The sequence below is a fragment of the Salinibacterium sp. NSLL17 genome, from assembly GCF_015864935.1.
GTDB lineage: Bacteria > Actinomycetota > Actinomycetes > Actinomycetales > Microbacteriaceae > Rhodoglobus.
Map to the genome: position 1 here is coordinate 861,677 of NZ_JADYWH010000001.1, position 24,354 is coordinate 886,030.

The window sequence follows — 24,354 nt, forward strand, 5'->3', positions numbered from 1 at the left end:
AACGAGAGTACAACGAAGGTATGGCTACATTCCTTTCCGTAACGCTGCGCGCGGCTGTGCGTCGCTATCCGCTCGTTGCTCTCACGGTCGTGGTCGGCGTCGTGGGGCTCGCGCTGAACTGGACTCCGGCATCCGCCGTCGTTCCGTGGTTGTTGTCGCTCTATGCGCTGGCGGTTGCCGTGCGCGAGGGCGTGTCGATGGTGCGCAAGCTGCTGCAGCATCAGTTCGGGCTTGATGTGCTGGCGGTCACCGCGATCGTCGCGACGGTGGTCGTCGGCGAGTACTGGGCGAGCATCGTGATTGTGCTGATGCTCACCGGTGGTGAAGCACTCGAAGATTTTGCGGCTGGTCGCGCCAAGCGTGAGCTGAACGCGTTGCTCAGCCGTGTGCCTCAAACGGCCCATCGGCTGACGGCCGCCGGTGACCTGGTCGACGTGCCGGCCACTGAAGTGGCAGTCGGGGATCGTCTTGTGGTGCGTCCGTCTGAGATTGTGCCGGTGGATGCGGTGCTTGTCTCCGCAGCGACCGCCATCGACGAGTCATCCCTCACCGGTGAAAGCATGCCGGTTGAGAAAGTCACCGGAGACCTGTTGTTGAGCGGTTCAGTGAACGGGCCAGAGGCAGTCACAGTGCAGGCGAGCGCTCGCGCCGCCGACAGCCAATACCAAAGGATTGTCGAGCTCGTCACGGAAGCGGCCGAGAGCAAAGCACCGATCGTGCGCCTCGCCGATCGGTACGCGGTGCCGTTTACGCTCATCTCTATCGGCTTGGCTGCAATCGCGTGGTGGATTTCGGGTGACCCCGTGCGGTTCGCCGAAGTGCTCGTGGTGGCGACGCCATGTCCGCTGCTGATTGCGGCCCCGGTGGCGTTTATGGCCGGGATGTCGAGTGCCTCCACCTATGGCGTCGTCGTGAAGAACGCCGGCACTCTTGAGGTGCTCGCTCGGGCGAAAACTGTCGTGTTCGACAAAACAGGCACGCTCACGAGCGGTCGTCCCGTTGTGGTCGACGTTCGTCCGCAGGGCGCGCTAAGCCGCGACGAGCTGCTGGCCCTGGTGGCTGCCGCAGAACAGTATTCGTCTCACGTGCTAGCGGCATCCCTCGTTGATGCAGCGAAGCACGAGTCTCTCGACCTTCCTGAGGTGTCGGATGCCCGCGAAGTGGCGACCCACGGAGTGCAGGCTCGAATCGACGGCAGGCTCGTGACCGTCGGCAAGCCCGCGTTCGTCGCCGAGCAGGCTCCCGCACTCACTCGCATCGATCTTGCGAGCGGTGAAGCTGCTGTGTACGTCGGCATCGATGATCAGTACGCCGGCGCAATCGTGCTGCGCGATGCAGTGCGGCCCGAAGCGGCCCGCACCCTGACAGGACTGCGCGAGCTGGGCATCCAGAAAACGTTGATGCTCACGGGGGATGTGGAGCAGACGGCGCGCAAGGTCGCCGACGAACTTCACATCAGTGAAGTTCATGCGGAATGCCTGCCTGAAGATAAGGTGCGTCTCGTGCACGCGACTAGCCCGCACCCGGTCGTGATGGTGGGGGACGGCGTAAACGATGCCCCCGTACTGGGAGCCGCTGATGTTGGCATCGCGATGGGCGCCAAGGGTTCGACGGCGGCGAGCGAGTCGGCTGACGTGGTGATTCTCGTCGACGATCTCTACCGCGTGGTCTCGGCGGTGCAGGTCAGTCAGCGCACGGTGCAGATTGCGTTGCAAAGCATTTGGATCGGTATCGCCATCAGCATCGGGCTCATGCTTTTTGCGATGACGGGAGCGCTGCCCGCTGTGGTCGGTGCGGCGCTGCAAGAAGTCGTTGACCTCGTCACAATCCTCAATGCGCTGCGGGCGCTGAGCCTCAAGCGTCGCTTGCGCTAATACCCCGAGAAGTAGTCGGTGTGGATGCGGCGGGCTCCGTTAGCGCGCAGCGTCGCCTTGAGGTCTTTGACCAGGGCGGGCGGGCCCGAGAGGTAGGCGCGGCGGTCAGCTAGATCAGGCACGAGCGCGGAGAGGGCGTCGCCGTTCATCCGTCCCTCGCTGCCGAGCACCCAGCCCTCAGGAAGCGACTCGACCGGCTGCGGCCCGAACACAATGACGCGCACGCCGGCTTCGACAAAGAGTCCGCTGAAGGGCAGTGTCTCAGTGCTTGAGGTGGCGTAGATCAGCACGATGTCGCGTTCGTCATCGTGCAGGTGAGAGTGCGCGATATGGCTGGCGAAAGGCGTGACACCGATGCCGCCGGCGACGAGCAAGAGCGGCTCGGTGGTCTTTCGCGGAAGTACGAAGTCGCCCCAGATGCCGGTGGCGTTCACGTCAGCGCCGCGGGGCAGTGCCAGAAGCGCGGCTTTGAAGCTGCTCGATTTCTCAGGCGCCGTAAACGTAATCGACAGGGTTGCCCCCGCCGAGGGTGCTGACGAGATCGTGAAGTATCGACGCGCTCCCCGCAGGTCGGGCGAGGGATGCGGCAACGTGAGCTCAATGTATTGCCCCGCCCGGAACGAGAGGGTGCGGTGCGGGGCAAAGGTGAGTTCCCACGTGCCGGGAGCTATCTCTTCTGTTTCGGTGAGTGTCATCCGGATGGTGCGGCGCTGGGTGAAGGCGAAAGCGACCAGGTTGCCGATGAGGAGTGCCAGCAGCGGGTCGCTGTAGAGGCTGCCGATGGAGAACGGGATGGCGACGAGCAGCGCGACGAGGGCGGCGACGCTGAGGCGTTGCCACCGTCGTGGCGGCAACGTGAGGGGTTCGCTGAGCATGAAGCCGACGAAGAAGATCAACTGCGACGACGTGAAGGTCACGGCAATCGCTTCGGCAATGTCACCGCCATTGGCGAGCGTGAGAGCGATGCGGATGCTGGCCGCGAGCACCACAAAGGTGATCCCCAGATCGAGTCGTTGCGTGCGATACAGGATGAGGAAGGCGGCGATCACGATCAGCGGCTGCAACCACGGTGTGCCAATCCACCAGGTGGGGAAGCCGATCGGAATCCAGTAGAAGACGTAGGCGCCGAGCGCGGCAGGGTTGAAAATATGGCGCCCGCGGAATGCGATCAGAAACTTGGATGCCGCCGCCGCTGTTGAGGCAAGCGCGATCGCCAGCAGCCCGTCGAGTTGCAGGCTCGGTGCCATGATGAAGAACACGAGCAGCCCGGTGATGAGCGACGATTCGAGGTGAGCGCGCTGCCGCACGATGCGGGCGCCGAGCCAGCTGGCGGCGACGCTGAACACGACTGCGATGGGCAGGCTGGCAAGTAGCGCGAAAGGGTCGGGGGAGATGAGGCCGACGAAGGCGAGCACGATCGACGCGACACCGATCACGGCGAGGGAGCCGAGCACGAGGGTGTACATCGGCACGGCACCGAGGGTGCGATCAAGCCAGCGCTTCATAAAAACAATTCTCCCGTGAAATCGGGCGAGTGCTCCACTCGACCGGTGGACAGCATCCGCACCCAATGAAAGTCGAACTCTTCGGCAAGTGACGCAGGATCGGCAAAAAAGAGCGCGGTGGCGAGGCCGTCGGCTTCGAGTGCGGTTGGGGCGATCGCCCAGGTGGCGATGATGCGGTCGGTGGGGAGGCCCGTGCGGGCATCCAGAATGTGGTGCAGCCCAGCCCACGCGCGTCGGTTCGGGGCTGAGGCGCACATCGCCTGATTGCTCACGGTCACGATTCCGATGGCCTTGCTGGTGTCGAGTGGATGCTCCAGCGCGACCCGCAGTTCACCCGCGCCCCGGTGCAGCATGTCTCCGCTCGCGTCCACCGTTGCCGCGGTGACGCCGTGCTCGGCGAGCACCTCCGCCACGAGATCGACGAGGTAGCCCTTTCCGGCAGCGCCGACGTCGAGCATGGCGGGCGTGAGGGTGGTGAGGGTGCTGCCGTTCCAGCTGATGGCTTCGTGCCAGTCGGGCACGCGCGTGCGGGCCGCGGTGGGCTGCAACGAGTAGGTGCGGTCATAGCCGAGCTCTTCCAGAGCGCGGCCCACGAGCGGACTCATGGCGCCGGCGGTGGCATCGTAGAGACGACGGTAGAGCTCGAACAGGGCAGGAGCATCCGCCGGGAAAAGGTAACTGCCGGGGGTTCGTGCAATGCGACTGACGAGGGAGTCGTCACGAAATCGCGAGTACGTGCTATCGAATTGCTCGATGCGCTGCGCTATGGCCGCGAGAATGGCGGCACCCAGTGGCTGTGCCGTATCAATCTGCCAGGGCGCACCAATGGCATCGAACTGTTTACTGGGCGAGGGCATCCGCCTTGATGGCGTCGACGGCGTTGTTGAAACCGCCGCTCGTGAGGGAGGAGCCCGCTACTTTGTCGACGGAAAGTTCGTCGATGTTCTTGCCCACAACTTCGGCGGCGATTCCGTCAATGAACTCGCCTTGAAACTGCTTCGAGTTGGGGTTGTCTCCGTTGCCGACAACGGTGACGTCGGTGATGACGTTACTTTCGAGAGTGAGCGTCACGTCGACGTTTTCTTGGCCGTCGGGGGAGGTGTATTCGCCCGACTCTGTGTAGGTGCCGTCGGTGTACTCGGCACCGGTCGCGGTGGCATCGGGAACAGTCGTTTCAGCCGAACCGACATCCGCAGTGGTTGCCGTGCTTGAGCAGGCGGAGAGTGCACCCACGAGGGTGACACCGGCAAAGAGGGCAACGGCGGTCTTGTTGTCGGTGAGGCTGCGCATGGGGCTCCCAGAGGTAGGCGAGTGTTCAGTATGCCCGAGCAACCCTGACGGGAAGCTGGAACTTCGGCATCGCTCACGACGGTTGGTTGCCGTCAGCCGTCGAGTTGTGTTCCCTCGTCGCTACCGAGCGGATTGTGAGCATTCGGCACGCTTGTAGGCGGCGCACTGCTCTCTCCATCGTCGTCGCTCGGCGTTGCGTCATCCGAATCGTCGAATTCTGGAGCGGCATCGATGGCCTGCTCAAGTTCATCGACGAGGAGCGATTGGGGCGCGATGATTCCTCCCCGGTACCCGGCGCGAGCAATCATGTGCGCCGACACCGGAGCGGTGATCATTTGGAAGATGAGCAAGAAGATCAGCAGGAGAATCGTGGAGAGCTGACGTTCTTGCAGGGCGATGGCCAGGAGCACGAACGCTAAGCCCAGAATTTGGGGCTTGGTCGTCGCGTGCAGGCGTGCAATGGCATCCGGAAAACGGAGAAGGCCAACGCCGGCGGCGACGGAAAGGAAGCCGCCGAGCAAGAGAAATAGGCCGGTAAGGATGTCGAGGATTGAGTCGAGAATCATGAGTTGGTTCTCCTCGACACATAGCGCGCCACCACGACGGAACCGAGGAATGCGGTGCTCGCGAGCACGAGCATTGCGGGCAGGCTTCGCGTATGGCCGTTGTAGACCATCTCCGCTCCTAGCGCGCAAATGATTGTTGTGAGCAGCATGTCTGAGGCGATCATGCGGTCAAGGATGGAGGGGCCGCGGATGATGCGGTAGAGCGCCAGTAGGCCGGCCACGAGCAGCATCACACCGACGGCAATAAATACCCATTCGCTCATCGGGTGGCCTCCGCTTCGTGAATCCGAGCAAGATCATCTTTCGATCCGATGGCGCGGACGATGCGCGCTTCGACAACGAGAACTTTGGTGCGCATCGCCTCGACGTCGGCGGCCGTTGTCGTATCGAAGGAGTGGAAATACAGGATGGCGCGTTCCCGATCGGCTTCAACGACGATGGATCCCGGAACTAGCGACATCGCAATCGCGTCGAGCGTCATGACGAAGTCGGAACGAGTACACAGCTGAACTGCAATGACCGAGGACGTGGGAATCGGTCGCGGGTTCAGAGCCTGGAACGCCACCGTAAACGACGCTACGGTGACGTCGGCGATGAAGTGGGCGATAAAGACGAGCGAGTACCAGAGGTTCAGCCGCCCCGAAATATCGGCGGGGGGCAAATACAGCACTCGGGTAACGGCGATCGCCACGAGGAATCCGGTCAGGATGTTGAGCCACGAGAATTGGCCCCAGAGCACGCCCCAGAGCACCACGAGCCCGAGCAGCAGCGGCAACTGCTGCCAGACCCGGCCGCGAACTTCGGTGCGCGAGACCTTGCGTGCACTCGCTGATTCGGAGGCTGTCGGAGCCGTTGACGCCGATACAGAGGCGGGCTGGTTGTCATGAGGACTCATTCAAGGCCTCCCGGAAACACTGTGTTGACGTAGTAGGCCGGGCCATTGATGTTCTCACCGGCGTTAGCGCTCAGGTCGAAGAGCGGGGTCGCGAAGACGGTGAGCGCGATGCTCACCGCCACCATCGCGACGGTGGCGCCGACCATGATTCGAGGTGTTGTGCGCACTGATTCGACGGTGGGGGAGCTTCCGGTTTCTGCCCGCATCGCCAACGGATTTTCGTAGTCGGCAACCTCTTCAGCGTCGCGCCAGAAGATCATGCTCCACGCGCGAGCGAGGGCATAGAGAGTGAGCAGCGACACGGCCGCGCCGCAGCCGATCAGTACCCACGCCAGCACGGAACCGTTGTTGGCCCCGGCCTCGAACAGCGCCAGCTTGCCGAGGAATCCGGAGAAGGGAGGGATACCGCCCAGGTTCAACAGGGGGATGAAGAACAGCACCGCAATCATGGGACTGGTCTTGAGCATCCCGCCCAGTTTGTTGATGCCGGTCGTGCCACCTTGACGTTCCACCAACCCGGTGGCCAAGAAGAGGGTGGTCTGAACGGTGATGTGGTGAACGATGTAGAACGTGGCCGCGGCGAGGCCGGCCGCCGTGTCGATGCCGATACCGAACAGCATGTAGCCGATGTGGCTGATGAGCGTAAAGGACAACAGTCGCTTGATGTCGGACTGCGCAACGGCTCCCAGAATTCCGATCACCATCGTGAGCGCCGCCACAACGAGCAGCACCGTATTGAGTTGGCCATCCGGGAAGATGATCATTTCGGTGCGGATGATCGCGTAGACGCCGACTTTGGTGAGCAGGCCGGCGAAGACAGCCGTTACCGGCGCGGGCGCCATCGGGTAGGAGTCGGGCAGCCAGAACGACAGCGGGAAGACTGCGGCCTTGATGCCGAACCCAATCAGCAACATGACGTGGAGGATCAACTGGATGTCGTCGGGCAACTCCGCGAGTCGCACGGTGAGCTGCGCGATGTTGACAGTGCCGGTCGCACCGTAAATCATGGCGATGGCCGCGAGGAAGATGGCGGAGGAGACCAGGCTCACGACGATGTACACGGTGCCGGCACGGATGCGGGGCTTGGTGCCCCCCACGGTGATCAGCACGTAGCTCGCGACGAGAAGGATCTCGAAACTGACATACAGGTTGAAGAGGTCACCCGCGACGAAGGCGTTGAAGACTCCGGTCGCCAAGATGAGGTAGGTCGGATAGTAGATCGAGACGGGAGTTTCGCGGTCGCCATCGGCGAGGCCTTGGCCCACCGAGAACACGAGAACGGCCAGAAGCACAGCGGCGGAGACGACGATCATGAGGGCCGAGAGTCGGTCGACCACGAGCACGATGCCGTAGGGGGCAGGCCACCCTCCGACTTCAACGGCAATTGCGCCATTGGTGTTGACGGCCACCAGCAAGGCGGCACCGATCAGGAGAACGGCGCTGAGCACGCTCACGGCAATGAGCGTTTGAACGCGGGGACGGTTGGCTTGGGTGAGAGCTGCTGCCGCGCCGAGCAATGGCAGGAGAACGACAAGAGTGGTTAGTGCGCTCATGCGTCTTCCTCCTTCTCGTCAATTTCTCGCTGTCTGCGTTCGGCCGCCAGGCTCTCTTGCTCCTCGCGTTCCTCTTGCTTCTTGAGGTCGAGGGCGGTGGAGATGGCCGCTGCGGCGCGAGTACCGAACTCGGTGTCGTCACCGTCAACGGCACGATCGGTGGTCACCGAGGTTTTCCTGCTGCCCATCGCGAGGTCTTCTGAATCGTCGTAGACCACATCAGCGTTGGCTAGTCGCCACGACCGGTAGATAAGGGCGAGCAGGAATGCTGAGACGCCGAAGGTGATCACGATGGCGGTCAGGATGAACGCCTGCGGCAGCGGATCGGCGGTGGCATCCTCTTCGCCAAAGAACGCTGCAGCTCCGGAGGGCCCCGAGACGATGAGGATCAGCAGGTTGGTGGCATTGCCCACGAGCAAGAACCCCAACAAAACGCGCGTCATGCTGCGCTCGAGAAGCAGGTATACCCCTACCGAGTAGAGCACGACCATGATGACGACGAGGGTGAGAGAGGCGTTCATATGGTGCTTCCGCTCTCGAGAGATTCAGAGGATTCTTCGCGCTGACGGTCGATCTCAGCTCCGAGGCTGCGGAGAACATCCAGCACCATTCCAATGACGACGAGGTAGACCCCGATATCGAAGAGGGTGGAGGTAGAGAACTCCACATGGCCGAGCACGGGAATCGTCGTTTCGAAGAAGGTGGAGGTAAGAGCATCCGCCCCCAAGAGCAGTGGCACGGTTGCGGTTCCCGCCGCGAGCACGAGCCCGACCCCAAGGATGCGCCCGGCGTCAAAGGGTGCCGCTGCGCCGAGTTCGTAGCGTCCACCGGCGAGGTAGCGGCCTGCCAGTGCGAGTCCCGCCACGAGACCGGCGGCGAACCCGCCTCCCGGCAAATTGTGGCCAGCAAACAAGAGGTAGATCGACAGCACGATCAGGGGGTGGAAGAGCAGGCGAATAACAACTTCGAGGAGAATCGACCGGTTCTCGGGAGCCAACTTGCGGCCCGCGAGTAGCCACGCGTTGCGCGTCGACGGGTCTTGAACGCCGGGCAGATACTCGGAGGAAACGACCTCACGCGACGGCTTGAGACGAGCGCGGATCGTTCCACGGGCGCGGGTTTCGGAGACGCGGGGCAGGTTGTCGGTGCGGCTGCGCAAGAACACCAGACTGGCGACGCCGGTGGCCGCAGCCACGATCACCGAGAGTTCTCCGAGGGTGTCCCAACCGCGGATGTCGACGAGCACCACGTTGACGACGTTGCGGCCGTGACCGATGTCGTACGCGAGTTCAGGCAGCGACGCGGAGATGGGATCTGCACTTCGGGCGCCGAGCGCGACGATGGCGACGATGCCCATGAGGAGGCCGACGGAGAGGCCAACGGCAGCACGCAAAACGCGTCGCGAACTGCCGTGCGCTTTGCCCAAGCGAGCAGGAAGTCGCCGGAGCACTAATACGAAGGCAATCAGAGTGACGGTCTCGACCAGCACCTGAGTGAGAGCGATATCGGGAGCACCGTGGAATGCGAACAACGCGGCCATGCCGTATCCCACGACTCCCACGAGCACAGCAGCTTGGAACCGCTTCTGGGCGCCGAGCAGGGCGAGGGCGGCAACGATCATGACCGTACCGATAGCGAGTTGCCCCGGGCTGTCAAAGAGTCGGATGGAGTCGGGCCACGTGCGATTCAGCGCCAGCGTGCTGCCTACCGAACCGACCATCACGAGCAGGATGACGGTGAGGTAGAACGGCAGCGAACCTCGTTGAGTGGTTGCTGTCACTCGCAGGGCAATGCGGTCGAGCGTGCGCAGGCCGGAGCGGTACAGCTTGTTCGAGTCGACTAGCGAGGGCACTCGGGACTGAAGCCTGAAGACCTGGGCGCGTGCCCAGAAGAGTGCGAGACCGCCAATGAGGGTGGCGGCAGAGATAAAGAAGGCCGCATCGAAGCCGTGCCAGAGCTTGAGGGAATACTCGTAGCCCTCCGAGGGGAACAGCTGCGAATAGCCTTCGAGCACGGTTCCGATGGTGCCGAAGAGCGGTGCGAGCACGAGTCCAGTGAGCGCAAGAATGGCCGGCGACGACAGGAACCAGACATTCTCATGCAGCGGCCGCACTGTCTCGACGCCCTCTTTGCGGGCGAAGGCGCCCCAGAGGAAACGTGCGCTGTAGGCCACAGTGAGGGTGGACCCCACGGCGACTCCGATGACTGCGATCCAGCCGAGTGCCGATCCCGTGCTCGCGCTTTCGAGGAAGCTGGCGAGAACTGCTTCTTTGGCGACGAACCCGGCGGTGAAGGGGATACCGGCCATCGATGCTGCGGCGATGATCGCGACCGTGGCGAGGAAGGGCGCTTCGCGGCCGAGCCCGCTCAACTTGGTGAGGTCGCGCGTTCCGACGCGGTGGTCAATGAGCCCGACGACCATGAACAGCGCCGCCTTGAAGAGAGCGTGGGCAAGCAGCAGCGCGACTCCAGCGAGAGCCGCGGTGCGAGTGCCAAAACTCACGATCGTCAGCAAGAACCCGAGCTGACTGACGGTGCCATAGGCAAGCAAAAGTTTGAGGTCGACCTGGGTGAGCGCGCGCCATCCGCCCACCAGCATCGTGAAGACGCCCAACCCGAGGAGCAGCGGCTGCCAGCCGGGGGTTTCAGCGAACCCGGGTGCCAGGCGAGCGATGAGGTAGATACCAGCCTGCACCATGGCGGCAGCATGCAGATAGGCGCTGACCGGGGTCGGGGCGGCCATCGCCGAGGGCAGCCAAAACTGGAACGGAACGATGGCCGACTTGCTGAGCGCGCCCACGAGAATCAGCATGATCGCGATGGTGACAGTGGTGCCCTCGGGAGCGAGGTCGATGAGCCGCGCCAAGCTGGCAGTGCCGGTGCGTTCGGCCAGCATGACGAGCCCAACCAACATCACGAGCCCACCGGCGGTCGTGACGATGAGGGCCTGCATTGCAGCAATGCGGCTCGCGAGTCGACCGGTGTTGTGGCCGATAAGGAGGAACGAGAACACCGTCGTGGCTTCCCACAGGATGAAGAGCAAGTAGACGTTGTCGGCGATCACGAGGCCGTACATCGTGCCCGTGAACGCGAGGAAGACCGCAGCGAAGCGACCAAGACCTTCTTCGGTGGCAGCGAAGTACTTGATGCAATAGAGCATCACGAGTGTGCCGACGCCGGTAACGACGAGGGCAAGCAGCCACGAGAGGGTGTCTACCCGAAAACTCAGATCGAGGTTCAGCTGGGAGATCCATGGAACGGTCTCCGTTGGCGGAGTATCCGCGAGAACGGCGGGAGTCTGCAGCAGGGTATAGATAAATGCCGCTGCGGGAATGATGGCCGTAACGAAGAAAACACGAACGCCAATGCGGCGGGTGAGCGCAGGGATCACGAGGGAAACGAGCGCGAACGCACCGAGCAGCGCTATCACAGGGCTCTCCGCTGTGAGCTGGGGCTGGAACCTTGCGGATTCAGTGCAGTTCTCCCTTAGGGTGCTCGATCTGGTAGTCGAGTGCTGCAGCGCAACCAGGGCGAGTGGTGTTGCGGCAGAGTGGCGAGATGGTCGGTGTCTTCGTCACGAACATTCTACCGGACGAATATCTGGACGGGTGGTGAAGGCGTCGATGGGGGTGCTGCAGGGATTCGCAGAGACCACTTCGGCAATCCTCCCTCGATCACACTGGGTAGCTCTAAGGTCGATGACATGGCAGAAATAGTGATTGTCGACTCGAAGGAGGCGGCGGGCGAAGTCGCTGCCGACCTCATCGAGGCACTCGTGCGTCAGGCTCCGGATGCCGTCCTAGGCCTAGCAACCGGGTCGACCCCATTAACAACGTGGGCTGCGCTCGCGGCTCGAGCCCTCGACCTTTCTGCTGTGCGGGGTTTCGCTCTCGATGAATATGTCGGATTGCCTGCGGGGCATCCCGAAAGCTACCGCTCGGTGATCACGCGCGAAGTTGTTGAACCGCTGGGGTTGACGCCCGAGCTCGTGCAGGTGCCGGCGGAGAGCGGGCCCATCGAAACGGCGGGTGATGACTATGAGCGCGCGATTGTGGCGGCCGGTGGTGTTGACCTGCAGATTCTGGGAATCGGTTCGACGGGGCACATTGGCTTCAACGAGCCTGGATCGTCGTTCGCCTCCCTCACGCGAGTGAAGACGCTGACCCAGCAGACCCGACTCGACAATGCGCGCTTTTTCGATTCGCCCGATGATGTGCCCAAGCACTGCATCACGCAGGGGCTCGGCACTATTCAACGCGCGGGGCATTTGGTGCTGCTCGCCTTCGGCGTGAAGAAGGCGGCGGCGCTCGCGGGAGCGGTCGAGGGGCCGGTGACGGCGAGCCTTCCGGGATCGGCAATTCAGTTGCATTCAACTGTCACGGTGATTGTGGATGAGGCTGCGGCATCCGAGCTGAAGTTTGCTGACTACTACCGCTACTCCTGGGAGAACCGTCTCGACTGGGAACGGTTGCGCTAAGTCATGACGAACTATGTGGCGCTGCTTCGCGGCATCAATGTGGGCGGCTCAAACGTGATCAGCATGGCGGCGTTGAAAGAGTGCTTCGCCGATGCTGGCTTCGGTGACGTGCGCACCTACATCCAGAGCGGCAACGTCGTGTTCGCCTCTGATGCAAACGGCAGTGCCGAGCTCGAAGTCGCAATTGAGCGGATGCTGCGCGAGCGGTTGGGCGCCGACATCCTCTCGGTCGTGCGTTCCCGCGACGAGTTCGCGGCGACCGTGGCGGCCGCCCCGAGTAACCACGGTGCTGCGGAACTGCTGAGTGATGTGCTCTTTCTCAAACGCCCGCTGACGGCCGCCGAAGCACTGACGCAACTGCCCGAACTCCATCCGCAGGTCGACTCTGTTTCAGCCGGCCCAGACGCGCTCTACTTCTCGCGCACCGTTGTCGATTCAGCGAAATCGCGCGTCGACCGACTGCGCGCAAACCGGCTCTCTAAGCGGATGACGGTGCGCAACTGGCGCACAACCTTGAAACTGCGCGACCTGCTCGAGGTCGACTAGCGGAAGATGATCGTGCGTGCCCCATCGAGCAGCACGCGGTCTTCGGCGAACCACTTCACGGCCTGCGTGAGGGTGCGGCTCTCTTCGTCTTGACCGATCGACCTGAGTTCGCTTGAGGTGCTCGCGTGATCCACGCGCACGACGTTTTGCTCAATGATCGGGCCCTCGTCGAGGTCGCTCGTCACGAAGTGCGCGGTCGCACCGATGAGCTTCACGCCGCGAGCGTGGGCCTGCTTGTAGGGGTTCGCGCCCTTGAAGCCGGGCAGGAAGGAGTGGTGGATGTTGATGATCTTGCCACTCAACTGCGCGCACAGTTCAGGCGACAGAATCTGCATGTAACGGGCGAGCACCACGAGCTCAATGTCGTGCTCTTCGACAACTTCGATGATGCGCTCTTCGAAGGCCAACTTCTGGCCGGGTGTGGTGACCGCGTGCGACTCGAACGGCACCTCATAGAACGCGGCGAGCGAGCCCAGGTCGGGGTGGTTGCTCATGATCAGCGGCATATCGATGGGCAACTGGCCAGCGCGCTGGCGGTAGAGAAGGTCGTTAACGCAGTGTCCGGCCTTGGATGCCAACACGAGAGTACGCAGCGGACGCCCCACAACGTCGAGTTGCCATTCCATCGCGTACCGCTCGGTCACGGGGGCGAGAGCGTGCTCGAATACTTCGCGCGGAGCATCCGATTCCACTTGGAGGCGCATGAAGAAACGGCCGGTGTCTCCGCTGGAGAACTGCTGCGATTCGGTGATGTTGCCGCCGGCCTCAACGATGGCGCCACTGATGGCGTGAACGATGCCGGGCTTGTCATCACAAGTGAGAGTTACGATCCAGTGCATTGAGGTAGTCACTGATTTAGCGTACCGGTGCTCACGGTAGAGTTAGTCAAACATGAGCACGCCACACACTTCCTCGCCATCGTCTTCTCAAGCATTTCCGTGGGCGGGCCTCTTCACTCTCTCGGCACTGATCTTCACCTCGGTAACCAGCGAATGGTTGCCCACCGGTTTGTTGCCGGAGATCGCCGCCGAGTTGTCGGTGTCAGAGTCGCAGGTCGGTCTGCTCATCACGATCTTCGCCGCGACTGTCGTTGTCTCTACGGCTCCGCTCGCCGCGCTCACGCGTAACCAGCCCCGCAAGAAGCTCGTGATCATCGTGCTGATTGTCTTCGTGATCGGCAACCTGCTTGCTGCCGTGGCGCCCAACTATGCGGTGCTCGTGATCGCCCGCATCATCGGTGGGCTTTCGCACGGACTGTTCTGGGCGGTAGTCGGTGCCTACTCGGCTCACCTCGTTCCGCCGCACCAGGTTGGCCGCGCCGTTGCTGTCACGAGCGCGGGCGCGACTGCCGCCTTCGTGCTCGGAGTGCCCGTAGGAACCGCTCTCGGTCACGCCCTCGGCTGGCGCCTCGCCTTTGTCGTCATCGCGATCATCATCGCGGCCCTCACCATCATGGTCGTGCGCATCTTGCCGCCTGTCGATCACCAGCAGCCCCTCGCCACCGGCGAGATCTCGATCCCGCTGCGCAAAGACCGGTCAGTTCCCGGCGTGATCTACGTGTGTATCTTGGTCGCTCTCGTGATGCTCGGCCACAACCTCTTCTACACCTACATCGTTCCGTACCTGATCGGCCCGGCCGGAATCGACACCGGTGCCGTCGCCGGCGTGCTCCTCGTCTTCGGCGCCGCTGGTGCGCTCGGTCTCGCGCTCGCCGGTCTCCTGATCGACCGCTTCCCGCGCAGCATCATCCCCGTCACCGTTGCGCTCGTCGCTATCTGCGCCGTGCTGCTCGCCATGTTCCCCGCCGAACCCGCCATCATGTTCACCGTCATCGTCGTCTGGGGAACCGCTTTCGGTGGCGTTCCCGCGATGATGCAAACGCGACTCTTGCAACTGGCCTCTCCGCGCATGCGCGACGTCGGCTCGGCATACCTCACGACCTCGTTCAACATCGGTATCGGTGGCGGCGCGCTCGTGGGCGGCATCCTGCTCGACAACTACGGGGTCATCTCGTTGCCCTACGTCGACGCCGCCATTCTGGGCGTTGCTGTGATCTTCGCGATCATCGGCGGCGAACTGCTTAGGCGACGAGGCGCGAAGGCCGCGGCAATTCGCGACCAGCAGCCCACACCGCCCGTACCTTAAAGTCGGCATCGAGCAGCACGGCGTCGGCGGCAAATCCGGGAGCAAGCGAACCTAGGTCGCCGGAGCGCCCAATGGCCCGGGCAGGAACAGCGGTAGCCGCGGCAACAGCCTGGGGCACGCTCAATCCCACTTCGGTGACAGCGCGGCGCACCGCGGCATCCATCGTCAGGGTCGATCCGGCAATGGCGCCGCTGTCGCTCAAGCGGGCAACGCCGTCGGTCACCGTGACATCGAGTGAGCCGAGAAGGTAGTGACCGTCACCAGCGCAGGTCGCCGCCATCGCGTCGGTAACGAGCGCGATGCGGCCCGGGGCCGAAGCGAACAACATTTTTACGACATCCGGATGCACATGCACGCCGTCATTGATGACCTCGAGCGTGACACCGGGGGAGTGGAAAGCGGCAGCCACCGGGCCGGGAGCGCGGTGATGGATTTCGCGCATGCCGTTGAACGCGTGCGTCAAAATGCTGGCGCCAGCCTCGAACGCGGCGCGAGTCTCGGCGTAGGTGGCGGCCGTGTGGCCAACCGCTACGCGCACATCGGCGGCGACGAACTGGGCAACAGCGTCGGCGCCGCCCGAAAGCTCAGGGGCCAGTGTGACCTGGCGCAGAGTGCCATTGGCCGCAGCCAATAGCTGCTCGATCTCGGTGGGCGTGGGGGCGCGAAGTGTGGCCGGGTTGTGTGCTCCGCGAAACTCGTTGTCGATAAACGGACCCTCGAGGTGGCTGCCCAACACGAGCGGATCGCGGTGCGCGAGTGCGGCGACCTCGGTCAACCGTTCAACCAGGTGTTCGTGGCAATCACTAATCAGTGAGAGAACAGACCGAGTGGTGCCATGACTGCGGTGGGCGGCAAGCGCCGTTGTGATGGCATCCAGCCCATCGTCGAAGGAGACTCCGTTGGCTCCATGAGAGTGGATGTCGATGAAGCCGGGAGTAAGAAAGTCGCCTTCGGCGTCGGTAACAATGGTTGCCGCATCCGCTCCCTCGCGCCACGAGCCCCCAGTGCCGGTGGCCGCAATGCTGTCGTTCGTGAACGCTACCCACGCGTTGTCGCGCTGCACACCGTCGCTCACGAGCGTCGCGGAGTGGATGATGCGGGTAAACATGGGTTCCGTTCAGGGGAGGAAGGGTGCTCTCAGGCGTGGCGTTTAGCGCGACGATGTAGTCCAAAGTCTGACAGAAATAGGGTGTATCTCAAGGGTGCGTTAGACCACTTTGGGCTCAGACTTCTTTCCGGCCCTGCGGAAATGAGACAAACACTAACTGCTTGCGTTGAGCGTTCACCCGGTATCTTGGAAGTATCCACCCCGTCGCAAGGAGATCATCTGTGTCAACGTTCCTTTCGCCTCTCTCTGAGGTAGACCCTGAGATCGCTGCGGTGCTCGCTCAAGAGCTCGACCGTCAGCGCAATACTCTCGAGATGATCGCGAGTGAGAACTTCGTTCCGCGCGCTGTTCTTGAGGCGCAGGGGTCGGTTCTCACCAACAAGTACGCCGAGGGTTACCCCGGGCGCCGCTACTACGGTGGTTGCGAATTTGTGGATATTGCCGAGAAGCTTGCCATCGACCGCGCCAAGAGCCTCTTCGGTTCCGCGTTCGCTAACGTTCAGCCCCACTCGGGTGCGTCGGCCAACGCCGCCGTACTGTCGGCTATCGCCAAGCCCGGCGACCGCATCCTCGGTCTCTCGCTCGACCACGGCGGGCACCTCACGCACGGCATGCGCCTCAACTTCTCGGGCAAGCTCTACGAAGCTCACGCTTATGGTGTGAACGAAGAGACCGGCGTTCTTGACATGGCGGATGTTCGTGCCAAGGCCATTGAGGTTCAGCCGCAGGTCATCATCGCTGGGTGGTCTGCCTACTCGCGTCAACTCGACTTCGCCGAGTTCCGTTCGATCGCCGATGAGGTCGGAGCTGTGCTCTGGGTCGACATGGCGCACTTCGCCGGACTCGTTGCCGCAGGCCTGCACCCGAACCCCGTTCCTTTCGCGGATGTCGTGTCGTCGACCGTTCACAAGACCATTGGTGGTCCCCGCTCGGGCTTCATCCTCACCAACAACGTTGACATCGCCAAGAAGATCAACTCCAACGTGTTCCCCGGTCAACAGGGTGGACCACTCATGCACGTGATCGCCGCCAAGGCCACCGCTTTCATGCTCGCGGCATCCGATGACTTCAAGGACCGCCAGGAGCGCACGCTTCGCGGCGCCAAGCTTCTTGCTGAGCGTCTCGTTCAAGACGACATGACGTCGATCGGCATTGACGTGCTCACGGGAGGCACCGACGTGCACCTCGTGCTCGTCGACCTGCGCAAGTCAGAACTCAACGGCCAAGAAGCCGAAGACCTGCTGCACTCCGTCGACATCACGGTCAACCGCAACGCTGTTCCGGCTGACCCGCGCCCGCCGATGGTGACCTCTGGTCTCCGCATCGGAACGCCGGCGTTGGCCACCCGCGGATTCGGAGACGCCGAATTCACCGAGGTTGCCGACATCATCGCCGAAACCCTCAAGCCCGGTGCCGACATTGCCGCGTTGCAGCGTCGAGCCCGCGCGCTCGCCGATGCCTTCCCGCTCTATGAAGGACTCGAGAGCCCCGGTAGCTGGGCCTAACCAGCACCAGCAACAGAACCAGCAGAATCTCGGCCGTTCGCGGTCGCTAATAAAGAGCCCGTCGTCGTGTGAACACAGCGGCGGGCTCTTTAGCGTTTAATAGACAAGGCAGTTGATAGACATGGCAGTTGTAGGTGGCCGATCAGCGCATGGGCCCGATGGGAACGGAAAACGATGACCGCAGTAAAGCTTGATGGTGTTGCCACAGCAACCGCAGTGAAGAATGAACTGCGCATTCGCGTCGACGCGCTCAAGGCTCGCGGCATCACTCCGGGCCTCGGCACCCTTCTGGTCGGTGACGACCCCGGAAGTCGTTCCTACGTTGCCGGCAAGCACCGCGACTGTGCCGAAGTGGGCATCGAGTCGTTCCGGGTCGATCTGCCGGCCACGGCATCCGCTGACGAAGTTCGGGATGCCATTGTGGCGTTGAACGAAAACCCTGCCGTTACCGGTTACATCATTCAGCTGCCGCTGCCCGCCGGTCTTGATGAGAACGCGATGCTCGAACTCATGGACCCCGCCAAGGACGCGGACGGACTGCACCCCACCAACCTCGGTCGCCTCGTGCTGGGCGTCGGTACGAAGCTCGATTCGCCGCTGCCCTGCACTCCGGCCGGAATTGTCGAAATGCTCGAACGCTACGACGTTCCTATCGCGGGCAAGCACGTTGTCGTTGTCGGTCGCGGCCTGACAGTTGGTCGCCCCATTGGCCTGCTCCTCACCCGCAAGGGGCTGGATGCCACGGTCACCCTCACTCATTCCCGTACGACCCAGCTGGAGACTCACGTTCGCCAGGCGGACATCGTGGTTGCCGCCGTCGGCTCTGCTGGCCTTATTCGCCCCGAGTGGATCAAGCCCGGAGCAGCCGTTCTCGACGTCGGAATCACCCGCGTCATCGACGAAGCAACCGGCAAGGGCCGCCTCGTCGGAGACGTTGACCCTGGCGTTGCTGACGTCGCCGGCTACCTCTCGCCCATGCCGGGCGGCGTTGGCCCGATGACCCGCGCGATGCTCGTGAAGAACGTCGTCGACGCAGCCGAACGGCTGTAACGGTGAGCTCGAAGCGTCCGGCGCCGCAGCAGGGTAGCGCCACTCAGCGCACCCCGCGCAAGCGTCGGTTTCCGTGGGCCCAAGTTTGGGTGTGGACAGGCACGATCGTGGCGATTGCCTTCGCTGTCGCCCTCGTGCTCAAGATCGTGAGCGAATAGCGAATGCGCCTTAGCGGTCGCGCAACGCCCCGAGCGACGGCAATACTTCGGTCACCGTCGGCTGGCCCATGGCATGCTCGGCGAAGGCGCCATCGAGAGCAACGCGCACTCGCGATGCGGTGTCGGTGTCGACGAGAGCGACGGCTACTCCGCTAAAGGGACGGCCGAGCATCCGCGCGCCAAGTGCTCCGGATGCCAGAGCAGTTTCCACGGCAAGGTCGACCTCGGTGGTGGAGATTCCGTAGTCGTCGCGCAGGCTCGCGTGTGAGGCATCGAGCAGGGCGCCCAGCAGGCGAGGCGTCTCGTCACGGATAGCGAGAGCCGCGTCGCGGACCCGCTGGTTTTCAGTGATGGTGTGGAGGGTGCGACGCACTTCGTCATCCGCGACCGCTGTTTCGAGTTCGTCGGCGGTGGGCGCATCGGTGTCGATCACCAGCAGCTCGAGCCCGGCGGTTTTCCAGTCGAGGGGGAGCGGCTCGGGGCGGGTTTCGCCTTCCAAACGCACAAGAGCGTGGTCGTCGAGTGCAAAGACGCTCGCGGCAACGTCGGGGTGCTCGGAAAGCTGAGCGGTGTGCTCGTCTAGGTTCCACAGATTAGTGAGGGCGAGCGCCAGTGCCGCCTCCAACGCCGACGATGACCCCATGCCGGCCCCGACGGGAATGGTGGTGTCGATGAACACGTCAATGCCGCTCAATGCGTCGGAATCAGCGGATGACGCCATCACCTCCTGCACGATGGCGAGCGCACTGCGGCTCCAGCCTTCTACCGCGGTCGTCGCTAGCTCGTCGAGATCCACCGTGACCATCTCGTCGACGAGGGCACTCGCGATGCGCACGGTGCGGTCAGGGCTGGGGCCGGCGGCGAGCACGGTGCGACGGTTGATCGCGATGGCGAGTTCGGCATCCCTGTCAGGGCTATCGGGGGTGCCGAGCAGGGTGAGGCGACCCGGCGCCGACCAGACGCCAGCGGCGGGGCGACCGAACACGGCCTCGAAGTCGTTGAGAACGTCATCGCGAATATCTGACATGAGTGCTTCCTTCGTTGTTGCGTCTGCGCCGGTAGGCTGTTGCGGTGAGCACGCCTACAGGAACCCAGTACATCATCACTCGCGCCACTGAGCAGGGCGAAGCGCGAGCGACCATCACTGAACTTGCCGCATCGTTGCGTGAGTTCAGCATCGGTGGTGTCGATCTTGTGGAGTCCTACGCCGAATCGGCGATGCCGCCCTTCGCTGATGGCATCGTTTTGGTGCCGTGGCCCAATCGCATCGAAGACGGCACGTGGATGCTCGACGGTGAGCCACAGCATCTCGACATCACCGAACGCGACCGTAACAACTCCATCCACGGCCTGCTGCGCAACACGGGGTATTCACTCATTGAGCGCACAGAAGGCTCGGTCACTCTCGGCGCCACGATCTTCCCGCAGCACGGTTATCCCTTTCACGTGCACACCACGGTGCGCTACGAACTCGTCGAGGGCGGACTGCGCGTGAGCCACACTGCCACCAACCTGTCGGATGCCGCAGCCCCCTACGCGCTCGGAACCCACCCGTTCTTCAAAATCGGTGACACTCCCATCGCGGAGCTGACGCTCACGATGACCGCCGCCACTCGCTTCGAGTCGAACGAGCGCCTCATCCCGACGGCAGAGGTAGCCGTGCCCGGAACGGACTTTGACCTGAGCGCTGGCCGCCCCATCGGTGAACTTGATCTCGACATGGCATTCGCTGGCGTCGAAGTCGTCGAAGGAGTCGCGGCTCGCCTCACTGCTCCCGATGGCCGCGAAGTACGCGTGACGGTCGACGAGAAGTTCGACTTCGTTCAGCTCTTCACGCCCCGCAACTTCCCGACCCTCGCCGGCATTAGCCAGGTCGTCGCAATCGAGCCCATGACAGCGGCGCCCAACGCGTTCAACACCGGCCGCGGACTGCTGTGGTTAGAGCCCGGTGCCCCGTTCTCGGCGACGTGGGGAGTCGAGTTCTCCGCATGACCCAGCCCGACGTGAGTTCAGCACCCCGAGCCCGCGATGTGCGCCGGTGGCGACGGTATCTCGCCGCCGAACGAGCCGAAGCAGCCGTGTATCGGGATCTCGCATCCCGCCGCACGGGAGAAGAACGCGAAATCCTGTTGGCGCTCGCCGCCGCCGAAAAACGCCACGAGGACCACTGGCTGGTCTTGCTGGGGGAGCACGCCGGTCGACCGCTCCCCACCGATCCGCGCACCCGGATGCTCGGCTTCCTGGCCCGACGCTTTGGCTCGGTCTTCGTGCTCGCGCTCGCCCAGCGCGCCGAGTCACGGTCGCCGTATCTGGATGACGACGACGCGACCGACACGATGGCCGCCGACGAAGCCGTGCATGAGGAAGTGGTTCGCGCTCTCGCTACCCGTGGGCGCCAACGGCTCTCGGGAACGTTCCGCGCCGCCGTGTTCGGAGCAAACGACGGGCTCGTCTCCAACCTCGCCCTCGTGCTCGGTATGAGTGCTGCCGGCCTTCCCAACGCTGTCGTGCTGCTCTCCGGAGTCGCCGGCCTCCTCGCCGGCGCACTCTCGATGGCCGCCGGCGAATACGTCTCGGTGCGATCGCAACTCGAACTCGAACAAGCCGCAGCGCACGGACCCGTCGCCACCGACTCCGTCACCCACCTCGACGTCGACGAAAACGAACTCGCCCTCGTCTACCGGGCGCGCGGAATGTCCGCTCAGGAGGCCGAGCTGCACGCCGCCGAAGTGCTCGCCGGCCGCCAAACGGATGCCGCGACAGCGACGGCAGAACACAACCCGATCGGCTCAGCGCTCGGGGCTGCGGCATCCAGCTTCGGCTTCTTTGCGTCGGGCGCCGTCATTCCCGTGCTGCCGTATCTCTTTGGCGCCGAAGGACTCACCGCTGTGGTGATTGCGTCGGTCTTGGTGGGAATCGCCCTGCTCGTTACCGGCTCGATTGTGGGACTGCTTTCTGGGGCCTCACCGCTCAAGCGTGCCCTGCGTCAACTCGGTATCGGTTTCGGTGCTGCTGCGGCAACGTACCTCCTCGGACTACTATTCGGGGTAAGCGTCGGCTAAACCCCGGAGGTTGTCATGGCTTCAGCACTCATCGTTGTAGATGTGCAGCAAGGTTTCGATGATGCTGCCTACTGGGGGCCACGCAACAACCCCGACTGCGAGTCGAATATTGGTGTTCTGATCGGGCACTGGCGCCGCGAAGGCTGGCCCATTGTGTATGTGCGGCACGATTCCCACGACGACACGTCGCCGCTGCATCCAAGCTCGCCAGGCAATGCCTTCAAGGAGTTGCTCTCGGGCACCCCCGATCTGCTCGTCACCAAGAGCGTGAATTCGAGTTTTCATGGCAGCCCCAACCTCGACGAGTGGCTGAAAGCATCCGTTATTGATTCGATTGTGGTGTGCGGCATCACCACCAATCACTGCTGCGAAACGACCGCGCGGGTGGGCGGCAACCTCGGCTACGACGTCACATTTGTGGTGGATGCCACCCACACGTTCGACCGCGAGGGCCCGTTTGGCGAAGAAATAACCGCCGATGAGCTCTCGCGCATCACCGGAGTGAACCTGCATGACGAATTCGCTCAGGTGGTGTTGACCCGCGACCTCGTGGGAGGAAACGCGGGATTCAGCGGAGTCGTGCTCTAGAGCAGCGCGCTATTGCGACCAATCGCAAACCAGATCAGTGGACCGAGGAATGGTGCGACCAGAATCACGATGAGCCACAGGAGTTTGGTATTCGTGGGCATGGTGGAGCGGTAAATCTGCAGCAACGCCACGGCGATCAGGGCCACGTAGGCGACGATCGCGAGAATGCCGATCACGTTCCACAAGATAACTTCAGACATGAAAGCCTCCCGATAGGCTGTTCGACCGCGTGGAGCGGGTACGTCAACTGTAGCGAGCATCGCTCATTAATCAAGCGAGGGATGAGCGTAGGGTCGGCAGCATGTAGTTCGGCGTCGCCGGGCGCAATCCGACCGATTCTCAGCGGGTCAGGCTACTCTCAGAGAAGCTAAAGGCACGCCGATTTTCGGTCGCTTGGCAGCTCACTCACGCTATAACGACGGGGCCCCCATGATTGACCATGTTTCTTCTCCTGCGGTAATGAACCGCGACGATGTTGTACTGCACGATGGACTCCTCGCGCTCAGCAATGACACTCTGACGCCGCGCGAAGCAGTGCGGGACGATCTACTGTTTATTCGCGGCATTCTTGATGACGCTGAGATCCCGTTTCTGCTCGTGCGCGGCGACGGGGAGACCCCGGTTGTTGCCGTCGATTGGAAGGATCGCAAGGCGCTGAAGAACGCTTTGGTCACGGCCTGCCAGAACGAGCCCTTCTATGTGAAGCCGGCGCGCATCAAGGAGAACGGCAAGCCTGTTGCTTCGGATGAGCGCGATAGCCCCGTGTTGGTCGCCGATGGTGTGCTGGTCTCGTCGATCAAGGCAAAAGCGATGATGCTGTTTCGGCCTCGAGTTGAGCCCGCGGGTCGCCTGCGTTTCGATGCGCCATTCGGTGTGCGTCTCGAACTGTGGGAGCACGTGCGCAACGAGGTTGTCGCGCCGAACCCGAACGCCCTCATGCGCCGCTGGGTGCCGCGCAGTGAAGCCATCGACGACACCGTTGAGTTCTATGGGCAGTCGTGGCCGACGCTCAAGGGCATGTTCGAGCCACTGGCTAGCGACATCCAGTTCGACATCGACATTGTGTTCTCGTGGGTTGATGGTGCCGCGGTCGAGTGGCAAAAGGCGAGAGCTGCCCGCATGGCGAACTTCATTGTGGGCGAGGGCGACGACTCTGAGGCGCGCTACCGGCAGTTGGATGAGCTCAAGTACGCGCTTCGTTCCGTGCACTTGTTCGCGCCGTGGATTCGCAACATCTACATCGCAACCGACTCTCCTCGACCGGCTTGGTTGGCCGAGCATCCGCGGGTCACGTTGATGCGCAGCGAAGACTTCTTCGCGAACCACGACGACCTGCCAACGCACAACTCGCATGCGGTCGAGAGCCAGCTACACAACATCCCGGGCCTCAGCGAACATTTCTTGTATTCCAACGACGACATGTTCTTCGGTCGCTCGGTAAGCCCCTCGGCGTTCTTCACCCCTGGCGGCATCTCGAAGTTCATCGAGGCACGCACCCGCATCGGTTTGGGCGAGAGCAGCATTGAGCGCTCCGGCTTCGAGAACGCGGCGCGGGTGAACCGTCGACTACTTCAAGAGAAGTTCGGCGCGACGATTACTCGTCACCTGGAGCACGCGGCGACTCCGCTGCGCGTTTCGGTGATGAAAGAGCTCGAGCAGACCTTTCCGGAAGACTTCAAGCGCACGAGTGCGAGCGCCTTCCGTCAGGCCACCGATGTGTCTGTCACGAACTCGCTGTACCACTACTTTGCGCTGCTGAGCGGCAAGGCAATGATTCAGGCGGATGCCAAAGTCAAGTACGTCGACACGACGTCGCTTGAGGGGTTGCGCAAGATGCGCTCGCTGCTGCGCAAGCGCACGAGCGACTTCTTCTGCCTCAATGACGGCAGCTTCCCGGAGATCTCGGTCGAGGATCGTGCAGCCGCAGTCGGCTCATTCCTCGATGAGTACTACCCGGTTGCAGCGCCGTGGGAGTTGCCCGAGCCTGAATAGCGGCTAGCGGCTAGCGGCTAGCGGCTAGCGGCTAGCGGCT

At 62.9% G+C, this 24,354-nt stretch carries 24 protein-coding genes; 11 read left to right on the forward strand and 13 right to left on the reverse strand.

What is annotated here, in order from left to right; genetic code table 11:
• Nucleotides 1-20: 20 nt before the first annotated feature.
• The gene (locus I6E51_RS04160) at nt 21-1,874 is read left to right on the forward strand and encodes a heavy metal translocating P-type ATPase (RefSeq protein ID WP_197109520.1); all 1,854 of its coding nucleotides are present in this window, start codon (nt 21-23) and stop codon (nt 1,872-1,874) included.
• Here I6E51_RS04160 and I6E51_RS04165 read toward each other — a convergent pair.
• The 9 genes from I6E51_RS04165 to I6E51_RS04205 form a co-directional block, all read right to left on the reverse strand.
• Nucleotides 1,871-3,379, reverse strand: a complete 1,509-nt coding sequence (locus I6E51_RS04165; RefSeq protein ID WP_197109521.1) for an FAD-dependent oxidoreductase — start codon at nt 3,377-3,379, stop codon at nt 1,871-1,873. The genes I6E51_RS04160 and I6E51_RS04165 overlap by 4 nt on opposite strands.
• Nucleotides 3,376-4,236, reverse strand: coding sequence for an FAD:protein FMN transferase (locus I6E51_RS04170; protein ID WP_197109522.1), 861 nt, complete (start codon nt 4,234-4,236; stop codon nt 3,376-3,378). Before I6E51_RS04170 ends, I6E51_RS04165 begins: the two co-directional genes overlap by 4 nt.
• Nucleotides 4,220-4,669 carry an FMN-binding protein gene (locus tag I6E51_RS04175; RefSeq protein WP_197106367.1) on the reverse strand — a complete coding sequence of 150 codons (450 nt, stop codon included), beginning with the start codon at nt 4,667-4,669 and terminating at the stop codon, nt 4,220-4,222. Before I6E51_RS04175 ends, I6E51_RS04170 begins: the two co-directional genes overlap by 17 nt.
• Nucleotides 4,670-4,761: 92 nt before the next feature.
• A complete protein-coding gene (gene mnhG, locus I6E51_RS04180) occupies nt 4,762-5,235 on the reverse strand; it encodes a monovalent cation/H(+) antiporter subunit G (RefSeq protein ID WP_197106366.1) in 474 nt (157 codons plus the stop codon).
• Nucleotides 5,232-5,498 carry a monovalent cation/H+ antiporter complex subunit F gene (locus tag I6E51_RS04185; protein WP_197106365.1) on the reverse strand — a complete coding sequence of 89 codons (267 nt, stop codon included), beginning with the start codon at nt 5,496-5,498 and terminating at the stop codon, nt 5,232-5,234. The genes mnhG and I6E51_RS04185 overlap by 4 nt, the downstream gene beginning before the upstream one ends.
• On the reverse strand, nt 5,495-6,130 hold the full coding sequence (locus I6E51_RS04190) for a Na+/H+ antiporter subunit E (protein ID WP_197109523.1): 636 nt from the start codon (nt 6,128-6,130) through the stop codon (nt 5,495-5,497). Before I6E51_RS04190 ends, I6E51_RS04185 begins: the two co-directional genes overlap by 4 nt.
• Nucleotides 6,127-7,683 (reverse strand): Na+/H+ antiporter subunit D, encoded by a 1,557-nt coding sequence (locus I6E51_RS04195; RefSeq protein ID WP_197106363.1) that lies wholly within the window; start codon nt 7,681-7,683, stop codon nt 6,127-6,129. Before I6E51_RS04195 ends, I6E51_RS04190 begins: the two co-directional genes overlap by 4 nt.
• Nucleotides 7,680-8,204 (reverse strand): Na(+)/H(+) antiporter subunit C, encoded by a 525-nt coding sequence (locus I6E51_RS04200; protein ID WP_197106362.1) that lies wholly within the window; start codon nt 8,202-8,204, stop codon nt 7,680-7,682. The genes I6E51_RS04195 and I6E51_RS04200 overlap by 4 nt, the downstream gene beginning before the upstream one ends.
• Complete coding sequence (locus I6E51_RS04205) at nt 8,201-11,113, reverse strand: Na+/H+ antiporter subunit A (RefSeq protein ID WP_197109524.1); 2,913 nt, start codon at nt 11,111-11,113, stop codon at nt 8,201-8,203. Before I6E51_RS04205 ends, I6E51_RS04200 begins: the two co-directional genes overlap by 4 nt.
• Before the next feature lie 273 nt (nt 11,114-11,386).
• Between I6E51_RS04205 and I6E51_RS04210 the strand changes: the two genes are divergently transcribed.
• Both I6E51_RS04210 and I6E51_RS04215 read left to right on the forward strand, forming a co-directional pair.
• Nucleotides 11,387-12,160, forward strand: coding sequence for a glucosamine-6-phosphate deaminase (locus I6E51_RS04210; RefSeq protein WP_197109525.1), 774 nt, complete (start codon nt 11,387-11,389; stop codon nt 12,158-12,160).
• 3 nt (nt 12,161-12,163) lie between these two features.
• A complete protein-coding gene (locus I6E51_RS04215; protein WP_197109526.1) occupies nt 12,164-12,706 on the forward strand; it encodes a DUF1697 domain-containing protein in 543 nt (180 codons plus the stop codon).
• Here I6E51_RS04215 and purU read toward each other — a convergent pair.
• Nucleotides 12,703-13,545: a formyltetrahydrofolate deformylase gene (purU, locus tag I6E51_RS04220; protein WP_197110145.1), complete on the reverse strand. Its 843-nt coding sequence runs from the start codon at nt 13,543-13,545 to the stop codon at nt 12,703-12,705. The genes I6E51_RS04215 and purU overlap by 4 nt on opposite strands.
• Nucleotides 13,546-13,597: 52 nt before the next feature.
• On the opposite strand from purU, the gene I6E51_RS04225 reads away from it, so the two are divergent.
• The gene (locus I6E51_RS04225) at nt 13,598-14,851 is read left to right on the forward strand and encodes an MFS transporter (protein ID WP_197109527.1); all 1,254 of its coding nucleotides are present in this window, start codon (nt 13,598-13,600) and stop codon (nt 14,849-14,851) included.
• Here I6E51_RS04225 and nagA read toward each other — a convergent pair.
• The gene (gene nagA, locus I6E51_RS04230; protein ID WP_197109528.1) at nt 14,787-15,959 is read right to left on the reverse strand and encodes an N-acetylglucosamine-6-phosphate deacetylase; all 1,173 of its coding nucleotides are present in this window, start codon (nt 15,957-15,959) and stop codon (nt 14,787-14,789) included. The two genes, I6E51_RS04225 and nagA, sit on opposite strands and share 65 nt — an antisense overlap.
• Nucleotides 15,960-16,180: 221 nt before the next feature.
• On the opposite strand from nagA, the gene glyA reads away from it, so the two are divergent.
• The 3 genes from glyA to I6E51_RS04245 all read left to right on the forward strand — a co-directional run bounded on the left by glyA (nt 16,181) and on the right by I6E51_RS04245 (nt 18,672).
• Nucleotides 16,181-17,464 (forward strand): serine hydroxymethyltransferase, encoded by a 1,284-nt coding sequence (gene glyA / locus I6E51_RS04235; protein WP_197109529.1) that lies wholly within the window; start codon nt 16,181-16,183, stop codon nt 17,462-17,464.
• A 174-nt stretch (nt 17,465-17,638) separates the two neighbouring features.
• A complete protein-coding gene (locus I6E51_RS04240) occupies nt 17,639-18,514 on the forward strand; it encodes a bifunctional methylenetetrahydrofolate dehydrogenase/methenyltetrahydrofolate cyclohydrolase (protein WP_197109530.1) in 876 nt (291 codons plus the stop codon).
• A 2-nt stretch (nt 18,515-18,516) separates the two neighbouring features.
• Entirely contained in the window at nt 18,517-18,672 is a 156-nt protein-coding gene (locus tag I6E51_RS04245; RefSeq protein WP_197106354.1) for a hypothetical protein, read from the forward strand.
• Between the two features lie 10 nt (nt 18,673-18,682).
• Here the strand turns inward: I6E51_RS04245 and I6E51_RS04250 are convergent, their stop codons facing one another.
• The gene (locus tag I6E51_RS04250; protein WP_197109531.1) at nt 18,683-19,699 is read right to left on the reverse strand and encodes a galactokinase family protein; all 1,017 of its coding nucleotides are present in this window, start codon (nt 19,697-19,699) and stop codon (nt 18,683-18,685) included.
• Between the two features lie 44 nt (nt 19,700-19,743).
• On the opposite strand from I6E51_RS04250, the gene I6E51_RS04255 reads away from it, so the two are divergent.
• Genes I6E51_RS04255 through I6E51_RS04265 form a run of 3 tightly spaced genes read left to right on the forward strand, consistent with a single transcriptional unit; the run spans nt 19,744 to nt 22,322 of the window.
• Nucleotides 19,744-20,664 (forward strand): aldose 1-epimerase family protein, encoded by a 921-nt coding sequence (locus I6E51_RS04255; RefSeq protein WP_307783803.1) that lies wholly within the window; start codon nt 19,744-19,746, stop codon nt 20,662-20,664.
• Nucleotides 20,661-21,734 carry a VIT1/CCC1 family protein gene (locus tag I6E51_RS04260; protein ID WP_197106352.1) on the forward strand — a complete coding sequence of 358 codons (1,074 nt, stop codon included), beginning with the start codon at nt 20,661-20,663 and terminating at the stop codon, nt 21,732-21,734. Before I6E51_RS04255 ends, I6E51_RS04260 begins: the two co-directional genes overlap by 4 nt.
• 15 nt (nt 21,735-21,749) lie before the next feature.
• Nucleotides 21,750-22,322, forward strand: coding sequence for a cysteine hydrolase family protein (locus I6E51_RS04265; protein WP_197109532.1), 573 nt, complete (start codon nt 21,750-21,752; stop codon nt 22,320-22,322).
• Here I6E51_RS04265 and I6E51_RS04270 read toward each other — a convergent pair.
• Nucleotides 22,319-22,522: a PLDc N-terminal domain-containing protein gene (locus I6E51_RS04270; protein WP_197109533.1), complete on the reverse strand. Its 204-nt coding sequence runs from the start codon at nt 22,520-22,522 to the stop codon at nt 22,319-22,321. The two genes, I6E51_RS04265 and I6E51_RS04270, sit on opposite strands and share 4 nt — an antisense overlap.
• Before the next feature lie 229 nt (nt 22,523-22,751).
• Between I6E51_RS04270 and I6E51_RS04275 the strand changes: the two genes are divergently transcribed.
• Nucleotides 22,752-24,314: a stealth family protein gene (locus tag I6E51_RS04275; protein WP_197109534.1), complete on the forward strand. Its 1,563-nt coding sequence runs from the start codon at nt 22,752-22,754 to the stop codon at nt 24,312-24,314.
• The last annotated feature ends 40 nt before the right edge of the window (nt 24,315-24,354 follow it).